This is a genomic window from Parafrankia sp. EUN1f, assembly GCF_000177675.1.
GTDB lineage: Bacteria > Actinomycetota > Actinomycetes > Frankiales > Frankiaceae > Parafrankia.
This window is the reverse complement of record NZ_ADGX01000014.1, coordinates 16,913-40,186: the sequence shown is the minus strand read 5'-3', so window position 1 is coordinate 40,186 and position 23,274 is coordinate 16,913. Positions and strand designations below refer to the sequence as shown.

The following is a 23,274-nucleotide window of genomic DNA, read 5'->3' as shown; positions in this document are numbered from 1 at the left end:
ATCAGCGTACGAAGCCGGAGGTCGCTGCGGTGTTCGCCAGGTCGAGAAGCGGCTGTGGAACAACACCCAGCAGAAGCGTCATGAGCGCGCCGATGCCCACTGTCGCAAAGGTCAACGTCGGTCGGGTGACGACGACAGGACCGTCGGCGAGCGGTTCGGAGAAGAACATGACAACGATCACACGGACGTAGAAGAACGCGGCGATCGCGCTGCACACGAGCGCGACGATGACCAGCGGGGTCGCGTCACCGTCGATCGCGGCCTGGAAGACCGCGAACTTGCCGGTGAAGCCGCTGGTCAGCGGGATTCCGGCGAGTGCGAGCAGCAGGAAGGCGAAGATGCCCGCCAGCACCGGTGAGGTGCGGCCCACGCCCTGCCACTGGGACAGGTCGCTGGCCTCGCCGTCCCCGGTCCGGACCAGCGAGACGACGGCGAACGCGGCCATGGTGGTGAAGCCGTAGGTCACCAGGTAGAACATCGCGCCGCGCAGGCCGTCGGAGTTCGACCCGGCCATGCCGACCAGCAGAAAGCCGGCGTGCGCGACGGCCGAGTAGGCCAGCATCCGCTTGATGTCGCGCTGGGTCAGCGCGAGCACGGCACCCACGACCATGGTGAGGATCGCGACGGCCCAGATCACCGGGCGCCAGTCCCACCGCATGCCACCGAAGGCCACGTAGAAGACCCGCAGCAGCGCGCCGAAGGCCGCGACCTTGGTACCGGCGGCCATGAAGGCGGTGATCGGCGTCGGTGAACCCTGGTAGACGTCCGGCGTCCAGGAGTGGAACGGGGCGGCGCCGATCTTGAAGAAGAGACCGACCCCGATCAGCGCGAGCGACAGGTAGAGGTAGGTGTCGTTCTTCCCGACCGTGCCGACCGCGTCAGCGACCCGGCCGAGCTCGACGCTGCTGGCGTAGCCGTAGGCGAACGCGACGCCGTACAGAAAGAAGGCGGAGGAGAACGCGCCGAGCAGGAAGTACTTCATCGCCGCTTCCTGCGACAGCAGCCGGCGCCGGCGGGCAAGCCCGGCCAGCAGGTACAGCGGCAGGGAGAGGATCTCCAGCGCGACGAACATGACGAGCAGGTTGTTCGACGCGACGAACAGCAGCATCCCGGTGACCGAGAAGACCATCAGCGGGTACGCCTCGGTCTGCACCTCCGGGGAGGTGCGCTGCGCCGTGGAGCCCTTCGAGCCGGGCACCACGGCCGCGGAGGCGACGAGCGCACCGCCGGAGGAGTCCAGCGAGCGCTCGGCCACCAGCAGCACGGCCAGCGCCGCGAAGACCAGGATGGTGCCCTGCATGAACAGGGTCGGGCCGTCGATGGCCACCGCGCCGGCCGCGAGGATCTGCCGGCGGGCGTGCAGGAGCACCACGGCGACGAACGCGCCGATGAACCCGGCACCGGCGAGCAGCGGCTGGATCAGCCGCCGCGCCTTCGGCGGTGCGAAGGCGTCGACGAGCACCCCGGCCAGCGCGACGCCGAACAGGATGAGCATCGGGCTGAGCGCCGAGTACTCGATCGACGGTGGTGTGATCTTCTGTGTGACGCCCTGCGCCACCACGGTCGAAACCGCGCTCACGAATGGCCTCCGGACTGCGTTGCGGCCACCGGGGCCGTCGGGGCCGGGTCGGACTTCCCGATGTCCTCGAACGTGCTGGTCACCGCGGGCGTGATGATGTCAAGCAGCGGCTTCGGGTAGACCCCGAGCCCGATGATCAGCGCCACCATCGGCGCGACCACGACCCGTTCCCGCACGCTCAGGTCCTTGACGAGGCGAAGCTTCTCGTCCTTCACCGGACCGGTCATCGTGCGCTGGTACAGGAACAGGATGTAGATCGCGGCCAGCACGATCCCGCAGGTCGCGACGATCGCCAGCGCGCGGTACTCGGTGAACGTCCCCACCAGGACGAGGAACTCGCTCACGAAGCTGTTCGTCCCCGGCAGCGCCAGCGAGGAGAGGCCGGCGATCAGGAACACCCCGGCGAGCATCGGTGTCACCTGGGCCATGCCGCCGTAGGCGCCGACGTCCCGGCTGCCCTGGCGGGAGACCAGGAAGCCGACCACCACGAACAGCAGGCCGGTCGACAGGCCGTGGTTGACCATGTAGAGCACGGCGCCGGTCCCGGCCTGCGAGGTGAAGGCGAACGTGCCCAGCGCGATGAACCCGAAGTGCGCCAGCGAGGTGTAGGCGACCAGGCGTTTCATGTCCCGTTGCCCGATCGCCAGCAGCGCGCCGTAGAAGATGCCGATCACCGCGAGCGCCAGCACCATCGGCGCGAAGTACTCGGAGGCGTCCGGGAACAGCGGGATGCAGTAGCGGATGAGGCCGAACGTGCCGACCTTGTCCAGGACGCCGACGAGCAGCACGGCGCCACCGGTCGGCGACTGGGCACCGGCGTCGGGCAGCCAGGTGTGGAACGGGAACAACGGCGCCTTGATCGCGAAGGCGATGAAGAAGCCGAGGAAGAGCAGCTTCTGCGTGTCCGGCGTGATGACCAGGTGCTGGCGCAGCGTGGCGAAGTCGAACGTGCCGCCGGTGTCGAACTGCTGCGAGGAGAGCACGTAGAGGCCGATCACCGCGGCGAGCATCAGCAGCCCGCCGAACAGGCTGTAGAGCAGGAACTTCACCGCCGCGTACGACCGCTGCGCCTTCTCCTCGACGGGCCCGTAGCTCCCGATGAGGAAGTACATCGGGATGAGCATGGCCTCGAAGAAGACGTAGAAGAGGAACACGTCGGTCGCCGCGAAGACGCCGATCATGCCCGTCTCCAGCGCCAGCAGCAGCGCAAAGAACGCCGGGACGGACCGGTTGACGTTGTCCGCCTCGTCCCAGGAGGCCAGCACGACCACCGGGACCAGCAGCGCGGCGAGCAGCATCAGCACCAGCGAGATGCCGTCGGCGCCGACCGAGTAGGAGACGCCGAACTGCTTGATCCATTCGTGCTTCTGGCCGAACTGGAAGCCGGCCTTGTCCGGGTCGTAGGCGGCGGTGGCCAGCACCGCGAGCACCAGCACGACCAGCGAGACGGCCAGTGCGAGCTGCTTGGCGAGCAGCGCGGAGCGGCGCGGAAGCAGCGCGACCAGAAGCGAACCGACCGCGGGGACGATCAGCATGATCGTCAGCCAGGGAGCCGTACTCATGTCAGCCGGCCCTGGTCAGCAGCAGAGCACCGACCACGAGGACGGTACCTCCCAACATCGACAGTGCGTAGGACCGGACGAAGCCGGTCTGGGTGCGTCGCAGCCGGCCGGACAGTCCACCGATGGCCGCAGCGCTGCCGCGCACGAAGCCGTCGATCCCGACGTTGTCCGCCCATACCAGGAAGCGGGTCAGGTACTGCCCCGGCCGCATGGCGACGGTCTCGTTGATCGTGTTCGCATAGAGGTCGTGCCGCGCGGCGACGGTCAGCACGCTGACCTCGGCGTCGGTCCGGGCGACGGCCTCGACCGGGCGGAGCTGGTAGCGCAGGAAGGCGCCGGCGAAACCACCGGCCGAGACGACCAGCGTGAGCGCGGTGACCACGGCCGGCGAGATGTCGTGATGGGCCTCGCCGTGCTCGCCGACCACCGGGGCGAGCCAGTTCTGCATCGAGTCACCGAGGACGAACAGACCACCGGCGAACACGGAGCCGACCGCCAGCAGCAGCATCGGGCCGGTCATGCTGGCCGGCGACTCGTGCGGGTGCTTCGCCTCCGGCCCGTCGTGCGCCCAGCGCTCCTCGCCGTGGAAGGTCATCAGGAACAGCCGGGTCATGTAGAAGGCGGTGATCCCGGCGCCGAGCAGGGCCACGCCACCGAGGACGTAGCCGCTCGTGCCGCCCTTGGCCAGCGCGGTCTCGATGATCCGGTCCTTGGTGAAGAAGCCGGACAGGCCCGGGAAGCCGATGATCGCCAGGTAGCCGAGCCCGAAGGTGATCCAGGTGATCGGCATGTACTTGCGCAGGTTTCCGTAGCGGCGCATGTCCTGCTCGTCGTCCATCGCGTGGATGACGGAGCCGGACCCGAGGAAGAGGCCGGCCTTGAAGAAGCCGTGCGCGAGCAGGTGCATGATGCCCAGCGCGTATCCCGCGGGCCCGAGCCCGACGGCCAGGAACATGTAGCCGATCTGGCTGACCGTCGAGTACGCCAGGACCTTCTTGATGTCGTCGTAGGCGCAGCCGATGACGCACCCGATCATGATCGTGACGGCGCCGATGATCAGGACCACGGTGCGCGCGGCCTGCGTCTGGTCGAAGATCGGAGCCGAGCGGACGATCAGGTACACGCCGGCGGTGACCATCGTCGCCGCGTGGATCAGCGCCGAGATCGGGGTCGGGCCCTCCATGGCGTCCGGGAGCCAGGCCTGCAGCGGGAACTGGCCGGACTTGCCGCAGGCGCCGAGCAGGAGCAGCAGCGCCATCGCGCTGATGGTCCCGTACCCGATCACGTCCGCGGCGGCGGCGCCGAACACGTCGTCGTAGTTGGTGCTGCCGACGGTGGCGAACATGAACATGATCGCGAGCGCCAGGCCGACGTCACCGACCCGGTTCATGTAGAAGGCCTTGTTCGCGGCGGTGGCCGCCGCGGGCTTGTACTCCCAGAACTTGATGAGCAGGAAGGAGGAGAGGCCGACCAGCTCCCACCCGCCGTAGAGGACCAGGAAGTTGTTGCCCAGCACCAGCAGCAGCATCGAGGCCAGGAAGAGGTTCATGTAGGCGAAGAAGCGCCGCCGGCCCGGATCGTGCGACATGTAGCCGATCGAGTAGATGTGGATCAGCGTGCCCACACCGGTGATCAGCAGCACGAACAGAACGGAGAGCTGGTCGACCAGCAGGCCGACGTCCACCTGGAAACCGTTGACCGGCACCCAGCTGAACAGGTGCTGGGAGACCGCGCGGCCGTCGCCGCCGCGGTCGAGCAGCCCGAAGAACAGCACCAGGCCGACGACGAACGACGCCGCCGCCGTGGCCGTGCCGAGCAGGTGGCCCCACCGGTCGGTGCGCTTCCCGCCGAGCAGGAGGATCGCCGCCCCGGCCAGCGGAAGTGCGATGAGCAGCCAGGTCAGCGAGAACGCCCCGGACGCGGTGGCGTAGTGCACGGCCCCACCGCCGTGCTCCTCGGCCGCGAGGAGGGCCGCGGGGGCGCTCATCGTGGTCCGGTTCCGGGCGCGTGCGCCAGCGCCAGGGCCACCGCAGGTGGTCCGGGCCGCGCCGCCCCTGTTGCGCAAAGCGTCACTGCAGTGTCGTCCGTTCTTCCGTGACCGGAGGTCCCGGTCGCGGCCGCGCCTGCGGCGGCCGGGGACAGGCCTGGAGGAGGCCCGAGTACGTCGAAAAGGGTCCCGAGTACGTCGAAAGGGTTCAGTGAGTCTTTTCCACCGTCGGCGCCGACCTGCGGTATCCGGCCGTACACCGTGAGATGGAAATGGCTCAGTACTTCAGCAGGTTCACGTCGTCGACGGAGGCGGATCTGCGCGTCCGGAAGATCGCCAGGATGATCGCGAGGCCCACGACCACCTCGGCGGCGGCCACCACCATGACGAAGAAGGCCATGATCTGGCCCTCCAGCGTCCCGTGGATCCGGGAGAACGTCACCAGCGTCAGGTTCACCGAGTTGAGCATCAGCTCGATGGACATGAACACGACGATCGCGTTGCGGCGGACCAGGACACCCGTCGCCCCGATGGTGAACAGCAGCCCCGCCAGGATCAGATAGTTCGCCGGGTTCACCGACCACCCCCGCTGCCCGCGCCGACCGGCGCCGCCTCGCCGACAGCGTTCGCGCCGTCCGCGTCCTCCGCCACGGCGGAGCCGTTGACATGCTGACCGCCGCCGCCGACCTGGGGACCGCCTGCTCCGGAGTCGCCTGAATCGGGCCCGCCTGAACCGGGACCGCCGGAAGGCCCGGAGGAGCCAGGACCCCCGAGGCCGGTGCCGCCGGTACCGCTCGCGTCCGGCCCCTCGTCGTGGGACGGACCGCCGACGACCGCCGGCTCCCCGGAGCCGCGCACGGCCTGCTCCAGATCCGGGTTGATCGCGAAGACCTTCGGCCCGGGCCGCGGGGTGATCGGGCCGCCCTCGGTGAAGCGGCGGCGCATCCGCTCCTTCTGCGTCAGCTTCTCGCCGGTGTGCTCACGGTGGCCGAGCACCATCGTCCCGATGGCGGCCACGACGAGCAGTGCCGAGATCGCCTCGAAGACGAAGACGTACTCGCTGAAGAGCAGCTTCCCGATCGCCGTGACGTTGCCCTCGGAGTTCGCCGCGTCGAGGCCGGCGGCGCTGCCGCCGTCGATCGCCCGCCCGATCGGGAAGACCAGCAGCCCGGCGAAGCCCAGGCCGAGGATCACCGCGGCGATTCGCTGGCCGCGCAGCGTCTCGACGAGTGAGTCGGACGAGTCCACCCCGACCAGCATCAGCACGAACAGGAACAGAACCATGATCGCGCCGGTATAGACGATGATCTGGACGAAACCCAGGAAGGGCGCGTCCTGGAGCAGGTAGAACACCGCCACGCAGAACAGGTTCACCACGAGCAGCAACGCCGAGTGCACGGCGCTGCGCATCAGCACCATCCCGAGCCCGGCGATCAGCGCCACCGGCGCGAGCAGCCAGAAGGTCCAGGCCTCGCCGTTCGACGTGCTGGTGATCTCGGCCGCCTGGGCGAGGATCTGCGGGCTCATCGCGCCCGCTCCGAACCCGCGCCGTTGGCTGGCACCGCGCCCGTCTGGGTGTCGCCGCCCGTCTGGGTGTCGCCGCCCGTCTGGGTGTCGCCGCCCGTCTGGGTGTCGCCGTCCGCCTGGGTGTCGCCGTCCGCCTGGGTGTCGCTGCCGACCTGCCAGGGCAGCGGGGCCTCGGGGTCGCGGGTGTAGTAGTCGGTCTCGCTCTCGCCGAGGAACATCGGATGCGGCGGTGCCTGCATCCCCTCCCGCAGCGGCGCGAGGAGCTGCTCCTTGGTGAAGATCAGGTCCTGGCGGCTGTCGTCGGCGAGCTCGTACTCGTTCGACATCGTGAGCGCCCGGGTCGGGCATGCCTCGATGCACAGCCCGCACAGGATGCAGCGCAGGTAGTTGATCTGGTAGACGCGGCCGTACCGCTCACCCGGGGAGTAACGCTCCTCGTCGGTGTTGTCCGCGCCCTCGACGTAGATCGCGTCCGCCGGGCAGGCCCAGGCGCACAGCTCGCACCCGACGCACTTCTCCAGCCCGTCGGGGTGCCGGTTGAGCTGGTGACGCCCGTGGAACCGCGGCGCCGTCTCCTTCTTGTACTCCGGGTACTGCTCGGTCGTCGGCTTCTTGAACATCGTCGAGAAGGTGACGCCGAAACCCTTGTAGGGGTCGAGGATCCCCATGGTTCAGCTCTCCTGACGCGGGCCGGCGCCCGCGGGGATGACGGTGGTGTTTCCCTTGTCGAGCCCGGCGATCGCCCGTGCCGGGCCGCCCTGCGGCGGCGGCCAGGGAATGTTGTCCAGGCTCGGAGCCGATTCGGCCCGTTCCCGCTCGGCCTCCTCCTGCTCGCGCGCTGCCTTGGCCGCGCCCGGATCGATGATCGCGACGATGAGCAGGATGCCGACCACGACCCCGAAGCCGATGAGCCAGGGTGTCCGGTCGGTGACGTGCTGCTGGTAGGCGCGGAACGTGGCGACCGCGCACACCCAGACGAGTCCGACCGGGATCAGGACCTTCCAGCCGAAGGCCATGAACTGGTCGTAGCGCAGCCGCGGCAGCGTTCCCCGCAGCCAGATGAAGAAGAAGATGAACGCCAGCAGCTTGCCGACGAACCAGATCAGCGGGAACCACCCGTGGTCCAGCCCGGACAGCCCCGGAATCGGCGGCGGCTGCCAGCCGCCGAGGAACAGCGTGGTCGCGATCGCCGACACGGTGACCATGTTGATGTACTCGGCGAGGAAGAAGAACGCGAACTTGATCGAGCTGTACTCGGTGTGGAAGCCACCGACCAGCTCGCCCTCGGCCTCGGGCAGGTCGAAGGGGGTCCGGTTCGTCTCACCGACCATCGCGATGACGTACAGGACGAACGACGGCAGCAGCGCGACATACCACCAGTCGTGCTGGCTCTGCACGATGCCCGCGGTGCTGAGCGTGCCGGCGTAGATGAAGACCGCGACGAACGCCAGGCCCATCGCGACCTCGTAGGAGATGATCTGCGCGGCCGACCGCAGCGAGCCCAGCAGCGGGTACGTCGACCCGCTGGACCAGCCGGAGAGGATCAGGCCGTATACCCCGATCGACGCGGCCGCCAGCAGGTACAGCACGCCGACCGGCAGGTCCGCGAGCTGCAGCAGGGTGCGCTCACCGAAGATCGACACCTCGGGCCCGAACGGGATGCAGGCGAACGCCGCGAACGCCGGCACCGCCGAGATGATCGGCGCCAGGATGAAGATCGGCTTGTCGGCCAGCGCCGGGATGATGTCTTCCTTGAGCATGAGCTTCACGCCGTCGGCGAGGCTCTGCAGCCAGCCGCGCGGGCCGTGCCGGTTCGGCCCGATCCGCTGCTGCATCTTCGCGACGACCTTGCGCTCGAAGACGATCGAGAACAGCGTCATCACGAGCAGGAACCCGAAGACCACGACCGCTTTGAGCAGGATGAGCCAGAACGGGTCGTCGGTGAGGACGGATGTGTCCGGGTCGCCGACGTTCGCGGCGAGCAGGAGCGTCGAGGTCCCGGTCATGCCCGGCCTCCGGTGATGTCGGTGGTGAGGCGGACCAGCACCCCGGCGTGCTCCGCCAGCGAACGGCGGACGTGGGAGCCCGGGGAGTGGGTCGGTACCCAGACCACCCGGTCCGGCATCTCGATGATCTCCAGCGGCAGGGTCACCGAACCGCGGGCCGTGCTCGCGGTGACCGGCTGGCCCTCGACCGCGCCGATCTCGGCCGCAGTCGCCGCGGACAGCAGCAGACGCGGCGGGCGCGCGGTCCCGGCGAGGTAGATCTCACCGGCCTGCAGGGCACCGTCGTCGAGGTTGAGGTGCCAGGTCGCGAGCAGCGCCTCCCCCGGCCCGGCGGTCGCCGGGGCGAGCCCGATGTCGGTCGGCGGCTGGCTGCGGTGGGTCTCGTCGCCGGCCCGGCCGAGCTCGTTCAGCTCCCGCGCGGCCGCGCCCGCATCCGGCAGGAGCAGGTCGACGCCCATCTCGGCGGCGAGCAGGTGCAGCACCCGCAGGTCGGGCAGCGCGGGGGTGTCCAGCGCCCGCTGGAACGGGCGCAGGCGCCCCTCCCAGTTCACGAACGCGCCCGCCTTCTCCGCGACCGGAGCGACCGGGAACACCACGTCCGCGACCGCCGCGATGGACGAGCGGCGGATCTCCAGCGACACGCAGAACGGCACCCGGGCCAGGGTGGCCAGCGCGCCGGCCGGGTCGGGCAGGTCCTCGGCGTCCACGCCGGCGACGATGACCGCGTCGAGCCGGCCCGCCTCGGCGGCGGCCAGGATGCCGGCGGTGTCCCGGCCCGGCGCGCCGAGCAGCGGAGCGCCCCAGAAGGACTCGACCTCGGCGCGGGCACCGACGTCCGCCACCGGGCGCCCGCCCGGAAGCAGCGACGGCAGCAGGCCGGCGGAGACCGCCCCGCGCTCACCGGCGCGGCGTGGAACCCAGGCCAGCGCGGCGCCGGTGGCCGCGGCGAGCCGCAGGGCCGCCGACAGCGCACCGGGTGACTCGGCGGCCCGGGAGCCGACCAGGATCACCGCACCGGGGGCGCGCAGCGCCTCGACGGTGGCCGACGACCCGGCTGCCAGCTCGTCCAGCACCGCGGCCTCGCCGCCGGGCAGGACCGGGATCAGCGTGCCGGCCAGCTTGCGCAGCCCACGGGTGGTCAGCGGCGCGAGCGCGTGCACCGCGGTGCCGCGCTTGGTGGCGGCCTTGCGCAGCCGCAGGAAGACGACGGCGGACTCCTCCTCGGGCTCGAACGCCACGAGCAGGACGGCGGGCGCGGCCTCCAGATCGGCGTAGGTGACACCGATCCCGGTGCCCGCGACGACGCTGCCGAGGAAGGCCTCCTCCTCGGCGGAGTGCGGGCGGGCGCGGAAGTCCACGTCGTTGGTGCGCAGCGCCAGCCGGGCGAACTTGGCGTAGGCGTAGGCGTCCTCGCGGGTCAGCCGGCCGCCGGCCAGGACGCCGACACCGTTGCGGTCGCGGCACTCGGCCAGCCCCCGGGCCGCGTACTCCAACGCCTCGGACCAGCTGGCCTCGACCAGCTCACCGGTGTTGTCGTCGCGGATCAGCGGGGTGGTGAGCCGATCGGCCTGGCGGGCGTAGGTGAACGCGAAGCGGCCCTTGTCGCAGTTCCACTCCTCGTTCACCGCCGGGTCCTCGGCGGCGAGGCGCCGGGTCACCTTGCCGCGACGGTGGTCGGTGCGCAGCGAGCAGCCGGCCGCGCAGTGCTCGCAGGACGTCGGCGTCGACACCAGGTCGAACGGCCGGGCCCGGAACCGGTAGGCGGCGCTGGTGAGCGCGCCGACCGGGCAGATCTGCACGGTGTTGCCGGAGAAGTAGGACGAGAACGGCTGCCCGTCGCTGACGGCGACCTGCTCGGCCGCGCCCCGCTCGAACAGCTCGATGAACGGGTCACCGGCGATCTGCGCGGAGAACCGGGTACACCGCGCGCACAGCACGCAGCGCTCGCGGTCCAGCAGGATCTGGGTGGAGATCGCCAGCGGCTTGGGGTAGGCCCGCTTCGTCTCCTTGAACCGGGAGGTGGCGGCGCCGTTCGCCATCGACTGGTTCTGCAGCGGGCACTCACCGCCCTTGTCGCAGATCGGGCAGTCGAGCGGGTGGTTGAGGAGAAGGAACTCCAGCGTCCCCGCCTGGGCCTTCGCGGCCACCGGCGAGGAGAGCTGGGTCTTCACCACCATGTCCGCGGCGACCGTGGTCGTGCAGGACGCGACCGGCTTGCGCTGGCCCTCGACCTCGACGATGCACTGCCGGCAGGCCCCGACCGGGTCCAGCAGCGGATGGTCGCAGAAGCGCGGGATCTCGATTCCCAGCTGCTCCGCGGCCCGGATGATCAGGGTGCCCTTCGGCACGCTCACCTCGAGGCCGTCGACGGTGAGCGTGACGTGGTCGGGGGCGGCCGGCGCGGCCGGCTTCTCTGGGGCGACAGTCATGATCTCAGTGCGCTCCCGCGTAGGCGCCCGGCGTGTCCGCGGCCTTGCTTGCAGCGGCCGTGCCGTTCGCCGAGCCGGACGGGGTGGAGCCCGACGGGCCCACCGGAGTGATCGGGAGGAACTCGTTCCGGAAGTGCTTGATCCCGGAGACGATCGGCGAGGTGGCGCCGTCCGCGAGCGCGCAGAACGCGCGTCCGAAGATGTTGTCGCAGGCGTCGACGAGGGTGTCGACGTCGTCGGAGTCGCCGTGGCCGCGCTCCATCCGGGAGAGGATCTGCACCATCCAGGTGGTGCCTTCCCGGCAGGGAGTGCACTTGCCGCACGACTCGTGTGCGTAGAACTGGGTGAGGCGGCGGACCACCGGCAGCATGTCGACGGTCTCATCCATGATCATCAGTGCCGCGGTGCCGAGCAGTGACCCGGCCTCCTGCACGCCCTCGAAGTCCAGCGGGACGTCCAGGTGGTCGGCGGTGAGCAGCGGGGTGGACGAGCCACCGGGCGTCCAGGCCTTCAGCTTCCGGCCGCCGAGCACACCGCCCGCCATCTCCAGCAGCTCGCGCAGAGTCGTGCCCATCGGTGCCTCGTACTGGCCGGGCCTGGTCACATGGCCGGACAGGCTGTAGATCTTCGGGCCCGGGGCCCGCTCCCGCCCCATCGAGCGGAACCAGTCGACGCCGTAGTTCACGATGAAGGGCACCGTGGCGATGGTCTCGACGTTGTTCACGACCGTGGGGGACGCGTACAGCCCGTGGGTCGCCGGGAACGGCGGGCGCAGCCGCGGCTGGCCGCGCCGGCCCTCCAGCGAGTCCAGCAGGGCGGTCTCCTCGCCGCAGATGTAGGCGCCGGCGCCGGAGTGCACCACCAGTTCGAGGTCGAAACCGCTACCGAGGATGTCCCGCCCCAGGTAGCCGGCCTCGTACGCCTCCGCGACGGCCGCCCGCAGGCGGCGCGCGGCGTGGATCAGCTCGCCGCGCAGGTAGATGAAGGCCCGGTTCGCGCGCACCGCGTAGGCGGCGATCACGATGCCCTCGATCAGCGAGTGCGGGTCGGCCTTCATCAGCGGGGCGTCCTTGCAGGTGCCCGGCTCGCCCTCGTCGGCGTTGATGACGAGGTAGTGCGGCTTGCCGTCGCCCTGCGGGATGAAGCCCCACTTCATGCCGGTGGGGAAGCCCGCGCCGCCCCGGCCGCGCAGGCCGGAGTCCTTGACGAGCTTGATGAGGTCGTCCGGCGCCTGCGCCAGCGCCCGGCGCAGGCCCTGGTAGCCGTCGAGACGCTCGTAGGTCGCCAGCGTCCACGACTCGGGCACGTTCCAGCGCCGGGTGAGGACCGGGGTGACAGGCATGGTCAGTTCACCTTCGTCTGCGGCGCGGCCGCCGGCGGCGCGGTCGACGGGAGCGGGGTCAGCGGCGGGGCGCCGGCGACGCCGTCCTCGGGCTTCCAGCCGCCGGCCTCGGCGATCAGCACCCCGGCGAGCGACGGCTCCCCCACGCCCGGGCCGGCGACGCCGTCGGGCCGCGGGTCGGCGAACCCGGCGAGTTGGAAGGACGCCTCGGCGAACGTGCACAGCGGGCCGCCGCGGGTCGGCGCCGGGCGCTCGCCGCGCCGCAGCGCGTCCACGATGCCCTCGGCGGAGTCCGGGGTGACCTGGTCGTAGAACTCGTAGTTCACGGTCATGACCGGCGCGTAGTCGCAGGCCGCCAGGCACTCGGCGTGCTCCAGCGTGATCGTTCCGTCCTCGGTGGTCTGGTCGTGCCCGACCCCGAGGTTCGCCGACAGCCGCTTGTAGACGTCCTCACCGCCGCGCAGCAGGCAGGACAGGTTCGTGCACACCGAGACCAGCCAGTCACCGACCGGACGGCGCTTGTACATCGTGTAGAAGGTCGCGACCGCGCCGACCTCGGCGTGGGTGAGGCCGAGCTGCTCGGCGCAGAAGTCCACGCCCTCCGCGGTGACCGCCCCCTCCTCCGACTGCACCAGGTGCAGCATGGGCAGCAGCGCGGAGCGGGAACGCCCCTCCGGGTAGCGCGCGATGATCTCGCGGGCGGCAGCCCGGGTCTGTTCGGTCAGTGGCATCAGCGGTCAACTCCCCCGAGCACCGGGTCCACGGAGGCAACTCCGACGATCACGTCGGCCACCTGCCCGCCCTCCGTCATCGCGGGCACGGCCTGCAGATTGACGAAGCTTGGGTCACGCACGTGGACGCGGAACGGCCTGGTGCCGCCGTCGCTGACCACGTGGTAGCCGAGTTCGCCGCGCGGCGACTCGATCTGTGTGTAGACCTGGCCGGCCGGCACCCGGAAGCCCTCGGTGACGAGCTTGAAGTGGTGGATCAGGGCCTCCATCGAGGTGCCCATGATCTTGCGGATGTGGTCGAGCGAGTTACCCATGCCGTCGGAGCCGATCGAGAGCTGGGACGGCCAGGCGATCTTCTTGTCGGCGACCATGACCGGCCCGGGCCGCAGCCGGTCCAGGCACTGCTCGATGATCTTGAGGGACTCGCCCATCTCCTCCAGCCGCACCAGGTACCGGGCGTAGGAGTCGCCCTCAAGCGCGGTGGGGACGTCGAAGTCGTAGGTCTCGTAGCCGCAGTACGGCATGGTCTTGCGCAGGTCCCACGGCAGGCCGGCGGCACGCAGCACCGGGCCGGTCGTCCCCAGCGCGATGCAGGCGGCCGCGTCGAGGAAGTTGACGTCGACCATCCGCGCCTTCCAGATGGGCTGGCCGGTCAGCAGCGCGTGGTATTCGCGGATCCTCTTCGGCATGTCGACCAGGAACTCGCGGATCCGCGGGATCGCCTCGTCCGGGATGTCCTGGGCGAGGCCGCCGGGGCGGATGTAGGCGTGGTTCATCCGCAGGCCGGTGATCAGCTCGAGCAGGTCGAGGATCTTCTCCCGCTCACGGAAACCGAAGATCATGCCGGTGGTGGCGCCGAGCTCCATACCGCCGGTCGCCAGCCACACCAGGTGCGAGGCGATCCGCTGCAGCTCCATGACCAGCACCCGGATGACGGTCGCCCGCTCGGGGACCTCGTCGGTGATGCCGAGCAGCTTCTCCACCGACAGGCAGTAGGCCGCCTCGTTGTACAGCGGGGACAGGTAGTCCGCCCGGGTCAGGAAGGTGACCGCCTGAGTCCAGGTGCGGTACTCGCAGCTCTTCTCGATGCCGGTGTGCAGGTAGCCGATGACGATCCGGGTCTCGGTGACCGTCTCGCCCTCGATCTCCAGCACCAGCCGCAGCACGCCGTGCGTGGACGGATGCTGGGGGCCCATGTTGACGGTGATGCGCTCGCCGTCGGACTCGCCGGAGCCCAGGACCTGCTCCCAGTCACCACCGGTGACGGTGTAGACGCGGCCGGCTGACGACTCGGTGAAGCCTGCCTCGTAGGGCTGCGCCCCGGTGACGGGCTCGGCCGGACCGCCGGGTGCCATCCCGCCCGCGGCGTCGACGGGCGTCTCGGTGTGCGTGCTCATAGCGAACCTCGGATGTCGGCTCGGGTGTACCTGCCAGCCGGGATATGGGCGGCTGTACCAGTCGCGGCCCCGGCCTCCACCCGCTCCGGCGTGCAACCCGGGCGGTGCCTGGTCGGCAGCCCGGTCACGAGTAGCTCCGGCGGGTGTCAGGGGGCGGGATCTGCGCGCCCTTGTAGTCGACGGCGATGCCGCCGAGCGGATAGTCCTTGCGCTGCGGGTGGCCCACCCAGTCGTCCGGCATCATGATCCGGGCCAGGCCCGGGTGGCCCTCGTAGACGAGGCCGAACAGGTCGTAGGCCTCGCGCTCGTGCCAGTCCGCGGTCGGCCAGACCGGGGTCAGGCTCGGCAGGTGCGGGTCGCCGTCGGCCACCGAGACCTCGACGCGCAGCCGGCGGCGGTGGGTCATCGAGGTCAGGTGCACGACCGAATGCAGGCGGCGGCCGGTGAGGTCGTCCGGATAGTCGACGCCGGACAGCGACGACAGCAGCTCGAAGCGCAGGCCCGGGTCGTCGCGCAGCGTCCAGGCTACATCCAGCAGCCGCTCGCGGCGCACGTGGATCGTCAGCTCGCCGTACGCGAACACGACCCGCTCGACGGCGTCACCCAGCTCGGGGAAGACCCGCTCCAGGGTGTCGTACACCGAGTCCGCGGCGTCGTCCCCGAACGGCCTGACGCTGGAGGCCAGGCTGGGCACCGGCGGCACGAGCCCGCCGAACCCGGAGGTGTCACCGCTGCCGCGCGCGCCGAAGGCGTCCCGGCGACGGCCGCCCGGGCCCCCCGGCACTCCGGCGCTGCCCGGAACCAGCTCAGTCATCGGTCAGGGTCTCCGTGCTCGGGCCGGGACCACCGGCCCGGGACTCGTCGGTCGGCTTCGCGTCGAACGGCACCCGCTTGCCTCGGCCGAAGACCGACGGCGGGGCGATCGCGGCGGGGCGGCGGGCATCCAGCGAAGGCTCGACGGCGCCGAGGCCGGCCGGGACCGGTGCGCCCTCGGGGATGCTGAAACGCTTGCGGTCGTTGACCGACAGCGTGCGGGTGTCGAGCGCCCCCGCCGGCAGGCCGGCCTGGGCGGTAGCGACCTCGATGGGCTTGGCGTAGGGCGCCGAGCCGATCTTCGTGTGCTCGACCTTGCCCGCGACCGACCCGGCGAGGATCTTCTCGTGCAGCTTGATGATCGCGTCCATCAGCATCTCGGGACGCGGCGGGCACCCGGGCAGGTACATGTCGACCGGCACGATGTGGTCGACGCCCTGCACGATCGCGTAGTTGTTGAACATCCCGCCGCTGCTCGCGCAGACACCCATCGACAGCACCCACTTGGGCTCGGGCATCTGGTCGTAGATCTGGCGCAGCACCGGGGCCATCTTCTGGCTGACCCGGCCGGCCACGATCATGAGGTCGGCCTGGCGGGGGCTGGCCCGGAAGACCTCCATCCCGAAGCGGGACAGGTCGTACCGACCGGCACCGGTCGACATCATCTCGATGGCACAGCAGGCCAGGCCGAAGGTGGCCGGCCACAGCGACGAGCGTCGTGACCAGTTGGCCAGCATCTCGACGGTGGTCAGCAGCACTCCACCGGGAAGCTTCTCTTCTAGTCCCATTCCAGACCCCCCCGGCGCCACATGTAGGCGTAGGCGACGAAGATCGTCGCCATGAACGACACCATCGCGCCGAGACCGAAGACCGCGAGACTGTCGAACGCGACGGCCCACGGGAACAGGAAGATGATCTCGATGTCGAAGACGATGAAGAGCATCGCGGTGATGTAGTACTTCACCGGGAACCGGTGCGGCCCGGCCGGCACCGGCTCGGGTTCGATACCGCACTCGTAGATGTCGACCTTGGCACGGTTGAACCGTTTCGGGCCGACCAGGGTGCTCACCACCACGGAACCAACCGCGAACAGCATCGCGATCGCGAGCAGAACGAGGATCGGCACATAACTGTCAAGCATGCCGAACTCCTCTCCTTCGAATGTTTGGTGCGGACGTCTTGGTGGCGGTTCGCCGGGCGCGGTCGCCGTAACGCGCCCCTCCCGGGCCAACCGGTACTTCACGCTCCCACCCCGGCCAGCGGCGTGAGTGCGGGTGCAGCCTACGCGACCTCTCTTTTCCCGGTCGCACCGGGATTGTTCTCCCGACCAGCGCCGCGACACCCGCCCGAGCACGGACGGATCGCGGCCGAAACACTCTTCCGTCCGTAGCCCGCGGGCCGGACGAAAATCCGCTTCACTCGACCGGGTCGAGGGTCGCGGGCCGGTGGGCGGACGTCGGAGGCGGCAGTCAGGATGCGGGAGTCAGCCGGGTAAGTGCGTTGATCAGTCGGTCGGCGGCATCACCTCCCTGCGGATCGGTGAGATTAGCCATGATCTTCAGGACGAAGCGCATCAGCGTCGGCCGAGGCAGTCCGTACCGGGTACCGAGGCCCATCACGGTTGGATTCCCGATGAGCTGTACAAAGAAGCGACCCAGGGTGTAATAGCCCCCATAGGTCTCCCGGATGATCTCCGGATAACGGGCCAGCGCCCGCTCACGGGCCGGCCCCGAGTGCCGGGCGAGCGCGAGCACGATCGTCTCCGCCGCAATGCGGCCCGACTCCATCGCATAGGCGATGCCCTCACCGTTGAACGGGTTCACCATCCCGCCGGCGTCACCGACGAGCAGAACACCGTCCTGGTAGTGCGGGGTGCGGTTGAACGCCATCGGCAGGGCACTCCCGCGCACCGGCCCGAGCGCGTTCTCCTCGCCGAATCCCCACTCCGCCGGCAGCGGCGACAGCCATCGCCCCAGCAGGTCCCGGTAGTCGGTGTTCTGGAAGGCCGTCGCGGTGTTCAGCATGCCCAGGCCGACATTGCTGGTGCCGTCACCCATACCGAAGATCCAGCCGTATCCGGGAAGGAGCCGGCTCTCCCTCGGCTTGCCCTCCCACAGCTCGAGATGGGACTCCAGGAAGTCGTCGTTGGTACGCGGGCTGCGGTAGTAGCGGCGCACCGCCACGCCGAGCGGTCGGTCCTCCCGCCGGCGAATCCCGAGCGCGAGCGCGATACGCGCGCTGTTCCCGTCCGCCGCGACGACGACCGGCGCGTGGAAGTTCACCGGCGCCCGGTCCACCCCCGACCGGGCGGTCACCCCGATCACCCGCCCCGTGCGCTCGTCGCGCAGCGGGCCGGTCACCGACGTCGCCTCCCGCAACCGCGCCCCGGCCTTCACGGCGTGTCGCGCGAGCATCTCGTCGAAGTCCGCGCGGGGCCGGACGAGCCCGTAGTCGGGCCAGCTCGCGAGCTCCGGCCACGGCAGCTCGAGCCGCACCCCGCCACCGACGATGCGCAGCCCCTTGTTCCGCAGCCAGCCGGCCTCGGTGGAGGTGTCGATCCCCATCTCGACGAGGCTGCGCACGGCACGGGGGGTCAGCCCGTCACCGCAGACCTTCTCACGCGGGAAGGTGCTCTTCTCCAGCAGCAGCACATCGAGGCCGGTGCGGGCCAGGTGGTAGGCCGCCGCCGACCCGCCGGGCCCCGCGCCCACCACGATGACGTCGGCGTCGCGGCGGTCGTCCGTTCGGGCGCCGTCTCGTTTCGCCATCCCTGTGGTCACACGCTGCTCCGGATTCCCACGCCTGTCGGCCGATCGCCGGCCTTGTTCCAGATCCCCTGCTTGCGCGCTCGTGAAATTCTTCACGAGCGCCACGCCGAAGTGTAGGCCTTGGCCGGCCCTGAGGCACCAACCAGGACCTCCAGAAAAGAAGAACAGTCAACCGACACCCCAGGGCGACGACACAGCGCTACAGCCCGGCAACCGATGGCACCTTCGTTCTGGCCCGTCCGGGCCAGACCGGCGACGGACCGACCCGCCCGACAGCACCCGACCCGAGCGGGCCGACACGGCCGGACAGGGCCGACGCGAGCGAGGCGATACGACCAGACAGGGCCCGACCCGAGCGACCCGACGCCGCCAGAGGGGGCCCGACGGGGCCCGGCCCGGCCCAGGAGGTGACATGACCATCCGAACCGGGTAGTTCCCGAAAGCTGGATGACCCCGCGCTGGCCCGCGCGCTCACGGACCGACGCCCCCACTGACCCGGAGCCCGCCGATCATCTCCGGCACGGATCGACAGGCCCCACCGACCTCCGAGAGCGACGCGGTCATGACATCAGAAACAGTCGTCCTCACCACGGCGGACGGCCCCACCCCGCCTTCATCGCGGAACCCGGGCGTACCGTCCGCGGCGGAGTGCTCATCCTGCACGAGGTGTTCGGTCTCACCGACCACATCACCGACGTGTGCCGCAGGTTCGCGGACGCCGGCTGGCGGGCCGTCGCCCCGGACCTCTACCACCGGCAGGGATCGCCCGTGTTCGACCACTCGGACGCCGGAGCGGCGCTCGCGCTGCGCGGGCGGCTGGCCGGTGACGACATCCTCGACGACCTGGACTCCGGGCTGATGGTCCTCGCCGAGTCGGGAACACCGATCGACCGAAGCGCGGTCGTCGGATTCTGCATGGGCGGCAGCCTCGCCTTCCACGCCGCGGTCCACCGCCCGCTCGCGGCGGCGGTCACGTTCTACGGGGGCGGGATCGAGGACGGGCGCTTCGGGGAGCCCTCTCAGCTCGAGGTCGCCACCAGCCTGCAGAGCCCCTGGCTGGGCCTGTACGGCGACCTCGACCCGTCGACACCGGTCGAGCAGGTGGAGCACCTGCGGATGGCGGTCTCCCTCGCCGACGTCGACACGGAGATCGTGCTCTACCCCGGGGTCGGCCACTCGTTCCACAACGACGCCCGACCGGACTCCTACGACGCCGCGGCCGCCCACGATGCCTGGGCCCGCACTCTCGCCTGGCTCGAGGCCCACGTCCCCCGGTAGCCTCGCGTCCACGCCAGCCAGCCAGCCAGTCCTGCCCGGCCCAGTCCCAGCCCAGTCAGCCCGTCCAGTCCCGACCCAGTCAGCCCGTCCAGTCCGGCTGCCGGCCGAGCCGCCGCTGGCGGTCCGTGCCTACCCGCGCACGGCAACCCATCGGGAAATCCCGCTGATCCCGCGCCGCCATGCAGCGCAATTCACGCAAACGCGGACAAAAACGGACGCGGAGTCAATAGACGATCCGCAAGAAGTACGGATTTCGGTCGCTGCAACAGCCAAAATCCTCACTCTTTACTCGGGGACAGCAGAGCTTCTTGCTCAGGGACAGGGGGCAGCGGAGCTTCTTGCTCGGGGACAGCGGAGCCCGAAGCTCGGGATTCCGCGCCGGGCGCCGGGACGACGAAGGTCCTCAGCTCTTCGGACGAGCGACGAGCCCAGACCGGTCCGGCAGGTCGCGAGGGGTGCCTGGTCAGTCCTGCCCGCCGGGCCGCACCGCCCGGTGCACGGCGACGATGCCGCCGCTGAGGTTGCGCCAGTTCACCCTCGTCCAGCCCGCCGAGCGGACGAGCTCCGCCAGCTCCGCCTGCCCGGGCCAGGCCCGGATGGACTCGGCGAGGTACACATAAGAGTCGGGGTTGCTGCTGACCGCCCGCGCCACCGCGGGCAGGGCGCGCATCAGGTACTCCATGTACACCGTGCGCACCGGCCGCCACACCGGCCGGCTGAACTCGCAGACCGCCAGCACACCGCCCGGCCGGGTGACGCGCAGCAGCTCGCCGAGGCAGACGTCGACGGAGGCGACGTTACGCAGCCCGAACGAGATGGTCACCCGGTCGAACGACTCGTCGGCGAAGGGCAGCCGCAGACCGTCACCCGCCGTGAGCAGCACCCGGCCGCCGACCGGACCGCCCGCGCCGGCGCCTGTGCCCGAGGCCGTCGTGGTCGCGGCCGTGGCGGCCGACCGCGCGCGGTCGGCGAGGCGCCGACGGCCCTCCGCCAGCATCCCGAGGGAGAAGTCGCAGGCCACCACGTCCGAACCGGAGTCCGCGAACGCCCGCGACGACGTGGCGGTGCCGGCCGCGACGTCGAGGACACGCAGACCGGGGGCCAGATCCAGCGCCCGCGCGGTGGCCGTCCGCCAGGTTCGGTCAAGGCCGGCCGACAGCACCGCGTTCGTCAGGTCGTAACGCCGTGCGACCTGGTCGAACATCGCGGCGACCTGGTCGGGCTTCTTGTCCAGTCCCGCTCGGCTCACTGGTTCATCCCTCTGTGCTCGCCATCGACGGTGCCTGCTCTACCCCGGTCCGGTCGACCGCCACCGCGATGCCGCTGCCGCTGCCACGGTCGGCTCCGCCGTCACGGCCGCCGTCGCTGCCACAGCCGCCGTCGCTGCCACAGCCGCCGTCGCTGCCACGGCCGCCGTCGCTGCCACGGCCGCCGTCGCGGACGCTGCCGGATACCACGGGGCTGCCGGCGATCGCCGCGGCGCTGGCGGCGGCTGCCGCGGCCTGCACCCGGTCCCAGTCGGTACGCGCGGCGGCCGCCGCCAGCCTCACCCGGGTGCCCTCGTCACAGAGCGCACCGGCCAGCCCGGCGGCGAACACCTCCCGCAGCGACACCCCGAGGCCCGCGGCGATCGCGTACTCCCGTTCGAGGTCGGTGCCGAACATCGCGGGGTCGTCCGTCGCCAGCGAGCAGCGCAGTCCGGCCGCGACCAGCGCGGGCAGCGGATGGTCGGCCAGGTCGCGCACGACGCCGGTGCGCAGGTTCGACACCGGGCAGACGTCCAGCACGATGTTCCGCTCGACGAGCTCCGCGACCAGGTCGGGGTCCTCCAGCGCGCGCACGCCGTGGCGGATCCGCCGTGCGCCCAGCGCGTGCAGCGCGCCACGCACCGACTCCGCCCCGGCAGTCTCCCCCGCGTGCGGGACGGCGGCGAGCCCCGCGTCGGCGGCGGCGGCGAAGACCGGCGCGTACGGCTCCGGCGGATAGCCCACCTCGGGGCCGCCGAGGCCGATCCCGACGACACCGCGGTCGACGAACCGCGACGACCAGCGCACGACGTCCATCGCGGCCTCCGGGGGGAGCACCCGGTCGATGTCGGGGGTTAGCCGCACCTCGACCCCGAACCGCTCGCGTGCCTCGCACGCGCCGTCCGCGTAGCCGGTGAAGATCTCCTCCCACGGCACGCCCCGGTGCACCCGGTACCAGGGGGAGAAGATCCCCTCCAGGTACACGGCGCCCTGCTCGGCCGCGCGGCGGGCGTAGTCGACGACGACCTCCCGGAAGTCGTCGGCCGTCCGCATGACGTGGGTGGTGAGGACCCAGACCTTGATGAAGTGGTCGAAGTCCCGGAACCGGTAAAGCTCGGCGATGCCCTCGACGGTGCGGGCCGGCAGCGCCTCGTTGTTGCGGCGGCCCATCGCGAGCAGCATCTCAGGCCGCACCGTCCCCTCCAGGTGGACGTGCAACTCGATCTTCGGCCCGGTCTCGGACACCGACCCGACCTCGGACGCCGACCCGTACGCGGACGCCGCAGGCCCAGAGGCCGCCGCGGCGGCCCGCTCGGGGGTCAGCTCGCCACCAGCGGCAGGGCCGTCGACGAGAAGTGGGAGGCCACCCGGTCGTCGACCGGGTCCAACGCCGGGTCGCTGTGCACGACGAGGTGCCGGTAGAGGGTGTCCCGCTGGGCCGGAATCCGCCCCGCCGAGCGGATCAGGTGGATCAGCTCGGCGCGGTTGGTCCGGTGCCGGGCACCGGCGGAGGAGACGACGTTCTCCTCCAGCATGACCGAGCCGAGATCGTCGGCGCCCATGTGCAGGGTGAGCTGCCCGACCTCCTTGCCGGTCGTCAGCCACGAGCCCTGCAGGTGCGCGACGTTGTCGAAGAACAGCCGCGCGACGGCCACCAGCCGCAGGTACTCGAGGGTGGTCGCCTGCGTCCGACCGCCCAGGTGGTTGTTCTCCGGCTGGTACGTCCACGGGATGAACGACCGGAAACCACCGGTACGGTCCTGGACGTCCCGGATCATCCGCATGTGCTCGATGCGCTCGGCGTTCGTCTCGCCGGTGCCCATCATGAACGTCGCCGTCGACTCCAGGCCGAGGCCGTGCGCCGTCTCCATCACCGACAGCCAGACATGACCCGGCTCCTTGAGCGGGGCGATCGCGTGCCGCGGCCGCTCGGTGAGGATCTCGGCACCGGCACCGGCGAAACTGTCCAGCCCGGCGTCACGCAGCCTGGTGATGACCTCCGCGTGCTCCAGGCCGGACGTCCGGGCGATGTGGACGACCTCGCTGGCCCCGAGCGAGTGCAGTGCCAGCTGCGGATACGCCGCCTTGATGCCGGCGAACGTCCGCTCGTACCACTCGATCCCGAACTCGGGATGGTGGCCGCCCTGGAGCATGATCTGCGTCGCCCCGAGTTCGACGGCCTCACCGCACTTGGCCACGATGTCGTCCAGCTCGCGCACCCAGCCCTCGGCGTGCTTCGGCGCCCGGTAGAAGGCGCAGAACCGGCAGGCGGTCACGCAGACGTTCGTGTAGTTGATGTTCCGGTCGATGATGTAGGTCGCGATCCCGTCGGGGAACCGGCGGCGGCGCACGGTGTCGGCGGCCAGGCCGAGCGCGTGCAGCGGCGCGGACGTGTAAAGCAGCAACGCCTCTTCCGGCGAGATCCGCCCGCCGTCGGCCGCGCGATCCAGCAGGGCGCGGATCTCGCCGTCAGCCACGCGGGCCGGACCCGCCGGGGACTCACCGTCGGCATCAACAAGGCTCACCCGTCAGATCGTACGACCTGTACCGCCTGGACCGATCGGAACGCGAGCGCACCCGCTCCCGGACAACCACGATCGGTTGTTGG

19 protein-coding genes are annotated in these 23,274 nt (G+C 70.7%); 1 reads left to right on the top strand and 18 read right to left on the bottom strand.

What is annotated here, in order from left to right:
* Position 1: 1 nt before the first annotated feature.
* The 15 genes from nuoN to FREUN1FDRAFT_RS06005 form a co-directional block, all read right to left on the bottom strand.
* Positions 2 to 1,579 (bottom strand): NADH-quinone oxidoreductase subunit NuoN, encoded by a 1,578-nt coding sequence (nuoN, locus tag FREUN1FDRAFT_RS06075; protein ID WP_006539098.1) that lies wholly within the window; start codon positions 1,577 to 1,579, stop codon positions 2 to 4.
* Positions 1,576 to 3,141 (bottom strand): NADH-quinone oxidoreductase subunit M, encoded by a 1,566-nt coding sequence (locus tag FREUN1FDRAFT_RS06070; protein ID WP_006539097.1) that lies wholly within the window; start codon positions 3,139 to 3,141, stop codon positions 1,576 to 1,578. Before FREUN1FDRAFT_RS06070 ends, nuoN begins: the two co-directional genes overlap by 4 nt.
* A gap of 1 nt (position 3,142) precedes the next feature.
* Entirely contained in the window at positions 3,143 to 5,128 is a 1,986-nt protein-coding gene (nuoL, locus tag FREUN1FDRAFT_RS06065) for an NADH-quinone oxidoreductase subunit L (protein ID WP_006539096.1), read from the bottom strand.
* Between the two features lie 277 nt (positions 5,129 to 5,405).
* A complete protein-coding gene (nuoK, locus tag FREUN1FDRAFT_RS06060) occupies positions 5,406 to 5,705 on the bottom strand; it encodes an NADH-quinone oxidoreductase subunit NuoK (protein WP_006539095.1) in 300 nt (99 codons plus the stop codon).
* Complete coding sequence (locus FREUN1FDRAFT_RS06055) at positions 5,702 to 6,655, bottom strand: NADH-quinone oxidoreductase subunit J (protein WP_006539094.1); 954 nt, start codon at positions 6,653 to 6,655, stop codon at positions 5,702 to 5,704. Before FREUN1FDRAFT_RS06055 ends, nuoK begins: the two co-directional genes overlap by 4 nt.
* Entirely contained in the window at positions 6,652 to 7,323 is a 672-nt protein-coding gene (gene nuoI, locus FREUN1FDRAFT_RS06050) for an NADH-quinone oxidoreductase subunit NuoI (RefSeq protein ID WP_006539093.1), read from the bottom strand. The genes FREUN1FDRAFT_RS06055 and nuoI overlap by 4 nt, the downstream gene beginning before the upstream one ends.
* Positions 7,324 to 7,326: 3 nt before the next feature.
* Positions 7,327 to 8,661 (bottom strand): NADH-quinone oxidoreductase subunit NuoH, encoded by a 1,335-nt coding sequence (gene nuoH / locus FREUN1FDRAFT_RS06045; protein ID WP_006539092.1) that lies wholly within the window; start codon positions 8,659 to 8,661, stop codon positions 7,327 to 7,329.
* Positions 8,658 to 11,090 carry an NADH-quinone oxidoreductase subunit G gene (locus tag FREUN1FDRAFT_RS06040; protein ID WP_006539091.1) on the bottom strand — a complete coding sequence of 811 codons (2,433 nt, stop codon included), beginning with the start codon at positions 11,088 to 11,090 and terminating at the stop codon, positions 8,658 to 8,660. Before FREUN1FDRAFT_RS06040 ends, nuoH begins: the two co-directional genes overlap by 4 nt.
* A 4-nt stretch (positions 11,091 to 11,094) precedes the next feature.
* Complete coding sequence (gene nuoF, locus FREUN1FDRAFT_RS06035) at positions 11,095 to 12,432, bottom strand: NADH-quinone oxidoreductase subunit NuoF (protein WP_006539090.1); 1,338 nt, start codon at positions 12,430 to 12,432, stop codon at positions 11,095 to 11,097.
* Positions 12,433 to 12,434: 2 nt separating this feature from the next.
* Positions 12,435 to 13,163, bottom strand: coding sequence for an NADH-quinone oxidoreductase subunit NuoE (nuoE, locus tag FREUN1FDRAFT_RS06030; protein ID WP_006539089.1), 729 nt, complete (start codon positions 13,161 to 13,163; stop codon positions 12,435 to 12,437).
* Positions 13,163 to 14,560, bottom strand: coding sequence for an NADH-quinone oxidoreductase subunit D (locus FREUN1FDRAFT_RS06025; RefSeq protein ID WP_006539088.1), 1,398 nt, complete (start codon positions 14,558 to 14,560; stop codon positions 13,163 to 13,165). Before FREUN1FDRAFT_RS06025 ends, nuoE begins: the two co-directional genes overlap by 1 nt.
* 124 nt (positions 14,561 to 14,684) lie before the next feature.
* Positions 14,685 to 15,374, bottom strand: a complete 690-nt coding sequence (locus tag FREUN1FDRAFT_RS06020) for an NADH-quinone oxidoreductase subunit C (RefSeq protein WP_006539087.1) — start codon at positions 15,372 to 15,374, stop codon at positions 14,685 to 14,687.
* On the bottom strand, positions 15,367 to 16,161 hold the full coding sequence (locus tag FREUN1FDRAFT_RS47930) for an NADH-quinone oxidoreductase subunit B family protein (protein ID WP_006539086.1): 795 nt from the start codon (positions 16,159 to 16,161) through the stop codon (positions 15,367 to 15,369). Before FREUN1FDRAFT_RS47930 ends, FREUN1FDRAFT_RS06020 begins: the two co-directional genes overlap by 8 nt.
* A complete protein-coding gene (locus FREUN1FDRAFT_RS06010; protein WP_006539085.1) occupies positions 16,152 to 16,514 on the bottom strand; it encodes an NADH-quinone oxidoreductase subunit A in 363 nt (120 codons plus the stop codon). Before FREUN1FDRAFT_RS06010 ends, FREUN1FDRAFT_RS47930 begins: the two co-directional genes overlap by 10 nt.
* A gap of 328 nt (positions 16,515 to 16,842) precedes the next feature.
* Positions 16,843 to 18,141, bottom strand: a complete 1,299-nt coding sequence (locus tag FREUN1FDRAFT_RS06005) for a geranylgeranyl reductase family protein (RefSeq protein WP_035950322.1) — start codon at positions 18,139 to 18,141, stop codon at positions 16,843 to 16,845.
* 648 nt (positions 18,142 to 18,789) lie between these two features.
* On the opposite strand from FREUN1FDRAFT_RS06005, the gene FREUN1FDRAFT_RS06000 reads away from it, so the two are divergent.
* Complete coding sequence (locus tag FREUN1FDRAFT_RS06000; protein WP_006539083.1) at positions 18,790 to 19,419, top strand: dienelactone hydrolase family protein; 630 nt, start codon at positions 18,790 to 18,792, stop codon at positions 19,417 to 19,419.
* 463 nt (positions 19,420 to 19,882) lie between these two features.
* Here the strand turns inward: FREUN1FDRAFT_RS06000 and FREUN1FDRAFT_RS05995 are convergent, their stop codons facing one another.
* The 3 genes from FREUN1FDRAFT_RS05995 to mqnC all read right to left on the bottom strand — a co-directional run bounded on the left by FREUN1FDRAFT_RS05995 (position 19,883) and on the right by mqnC (position 23,191).
* Positions 19,883 to 20,668 carry a demethylmenaquinone methyltransferase gene (locus FREUN1FDRAFT_RS05995; protein WP_006539082.1) on the bottom strand — a complete coding sequence of 262 codons (786 nt, stop codon included), beginning with the start codon at positions 20,666 to 20,668 and terminating at the stop codon, positions 19,883 to 19,885.
* Positions 20,669 to 20,672: 4 nt separating this feature from the next.
* The gene (gene add / locus FREUN1FDRAFT_RS05990; RefSeq protein WP_006539081.1) at positions 20,673 to 21,911 is read right to left on the bottom strand and encodes an adenosine deaminase; all 1,239 of its coding nucleotides are present in this window, start codon (positions 21,909 to 21,911) and stop codon (positions 20,673 to 20,675) included.
* Positions 21,912 to 21,985: 74 nt separating this feature from the next.
* Positions 21,986 to 23,191 (bottom strand): cyclic dehypoxanthinyl futalosine synthase, encoded by a 1,206-nt coding sequence (gene mqnC / locus FREUN1FDRAFT_RS05985; protein WP_006539080.1) that lies wholly within the window; start codon positions 23,189 to 23,191, stop codon positions 21,986 to 21,988.
* Between the last annotated feature and the right edge of the window lie 83 nt (positions 23,192 to 23,274).

Bases quoted from the DNA above. Each gene is read 5' to 3' on its own strand.
- FREUN1FDRAFT_RS06020 (WP_006539087.1), bottom strand. From the start codon at position 15,374: ATGACTGAGCTGGTTCCGGGCAGCGCCGGAGTGCCGGGGGGCCCGGGC.
- FREUN1FDRAFT_RS06055 (WP_006539094.1), bottom strand. From the start codon at position 6,655: ATGAGCCCGCAGATCCTCGCCCAGGCGGCCGAGATCACCAGCACGTCG.
- FREUN1FDRAFT_RS06010 (WP_006539085.1), bottom strand. From the start codon at position 16,514: ATGCTTGACAGTTATGTGCCGATCCTCGTTCTGCTCGCGATCGCGATG.
- FREUN1FDRAFT_RS06025 (WP_006539088.1), bottom strand. From the start codon at position 14,560: ATGAGCACGCACACCGAGACGCCCGTCGACGCCGCGGGCGGGATGGCA.
- FREUN1FDRAFT_RS06040 (WP_006539091.1), bottom strand. From the start codon at position 11,090: ATGACTGTCGCCCCAGAGAAGCCGGCCGCGCCGGCCGCCCCCGACCAC.
- FREUN1FDRAFT_RS47930 (WP_006539086.1), bottom strand. From the start codon at position 16,161: ATGGGACTAGAAGAGAAGCTTCCCGGTGGAGTGCTGCTGACCACCGTC.
- FREUN1FDRAFT_RS06005 (WP_035950322.1), bottom strand. From the start codon at position 18,141: ATGGCGAAACGAGACGGCGCCCGAACGGACGACCGCCGCGACGCCGAC.
- nuoI (WP_006539093.1), bottom strand. From the start codon at position 7,323: ATGGGGATCCTCGACCCCTACAAGGGTTTCGGCGTCACCTTCTCGACG.
- nuoF (WP_006539090.1), bottom strand. From the start codon at position 12,432: ATGCCTGTCACCCCGGTCCTCACCCGGCGCTGGAACGTGCCCGAGTCG.
- nuoL (WP_006539096.1), bottom strand. From the start codon at position 5,128: ATGAGCGCCCCCGCGGCCCTCCTCGCGGCCGAGGAGCACGGCGGTGGG.
- nuoH (WP_006539092.1), bottom strand. From the start codon at position 8,661: ATGACCGGGACCTCGACGCTCCTGCTCGCCGCGAACGTCGGCGACCCG.
- FREUN1FDRAFT_RS06070 (WP_006539097.1), bottom strand. From the start codon at position 3,141: ATGAGTACGGCTCCCTGGCTGACGATCATGCTGATCGTCCCCGCGGTC.
- nuoE (WP_006539089.1), bottom strand. From the start codon at position 13,163: ATGCCACTGACCGAACAGACCCGGGCTGCCGCCCGCGAGATCATCGCG.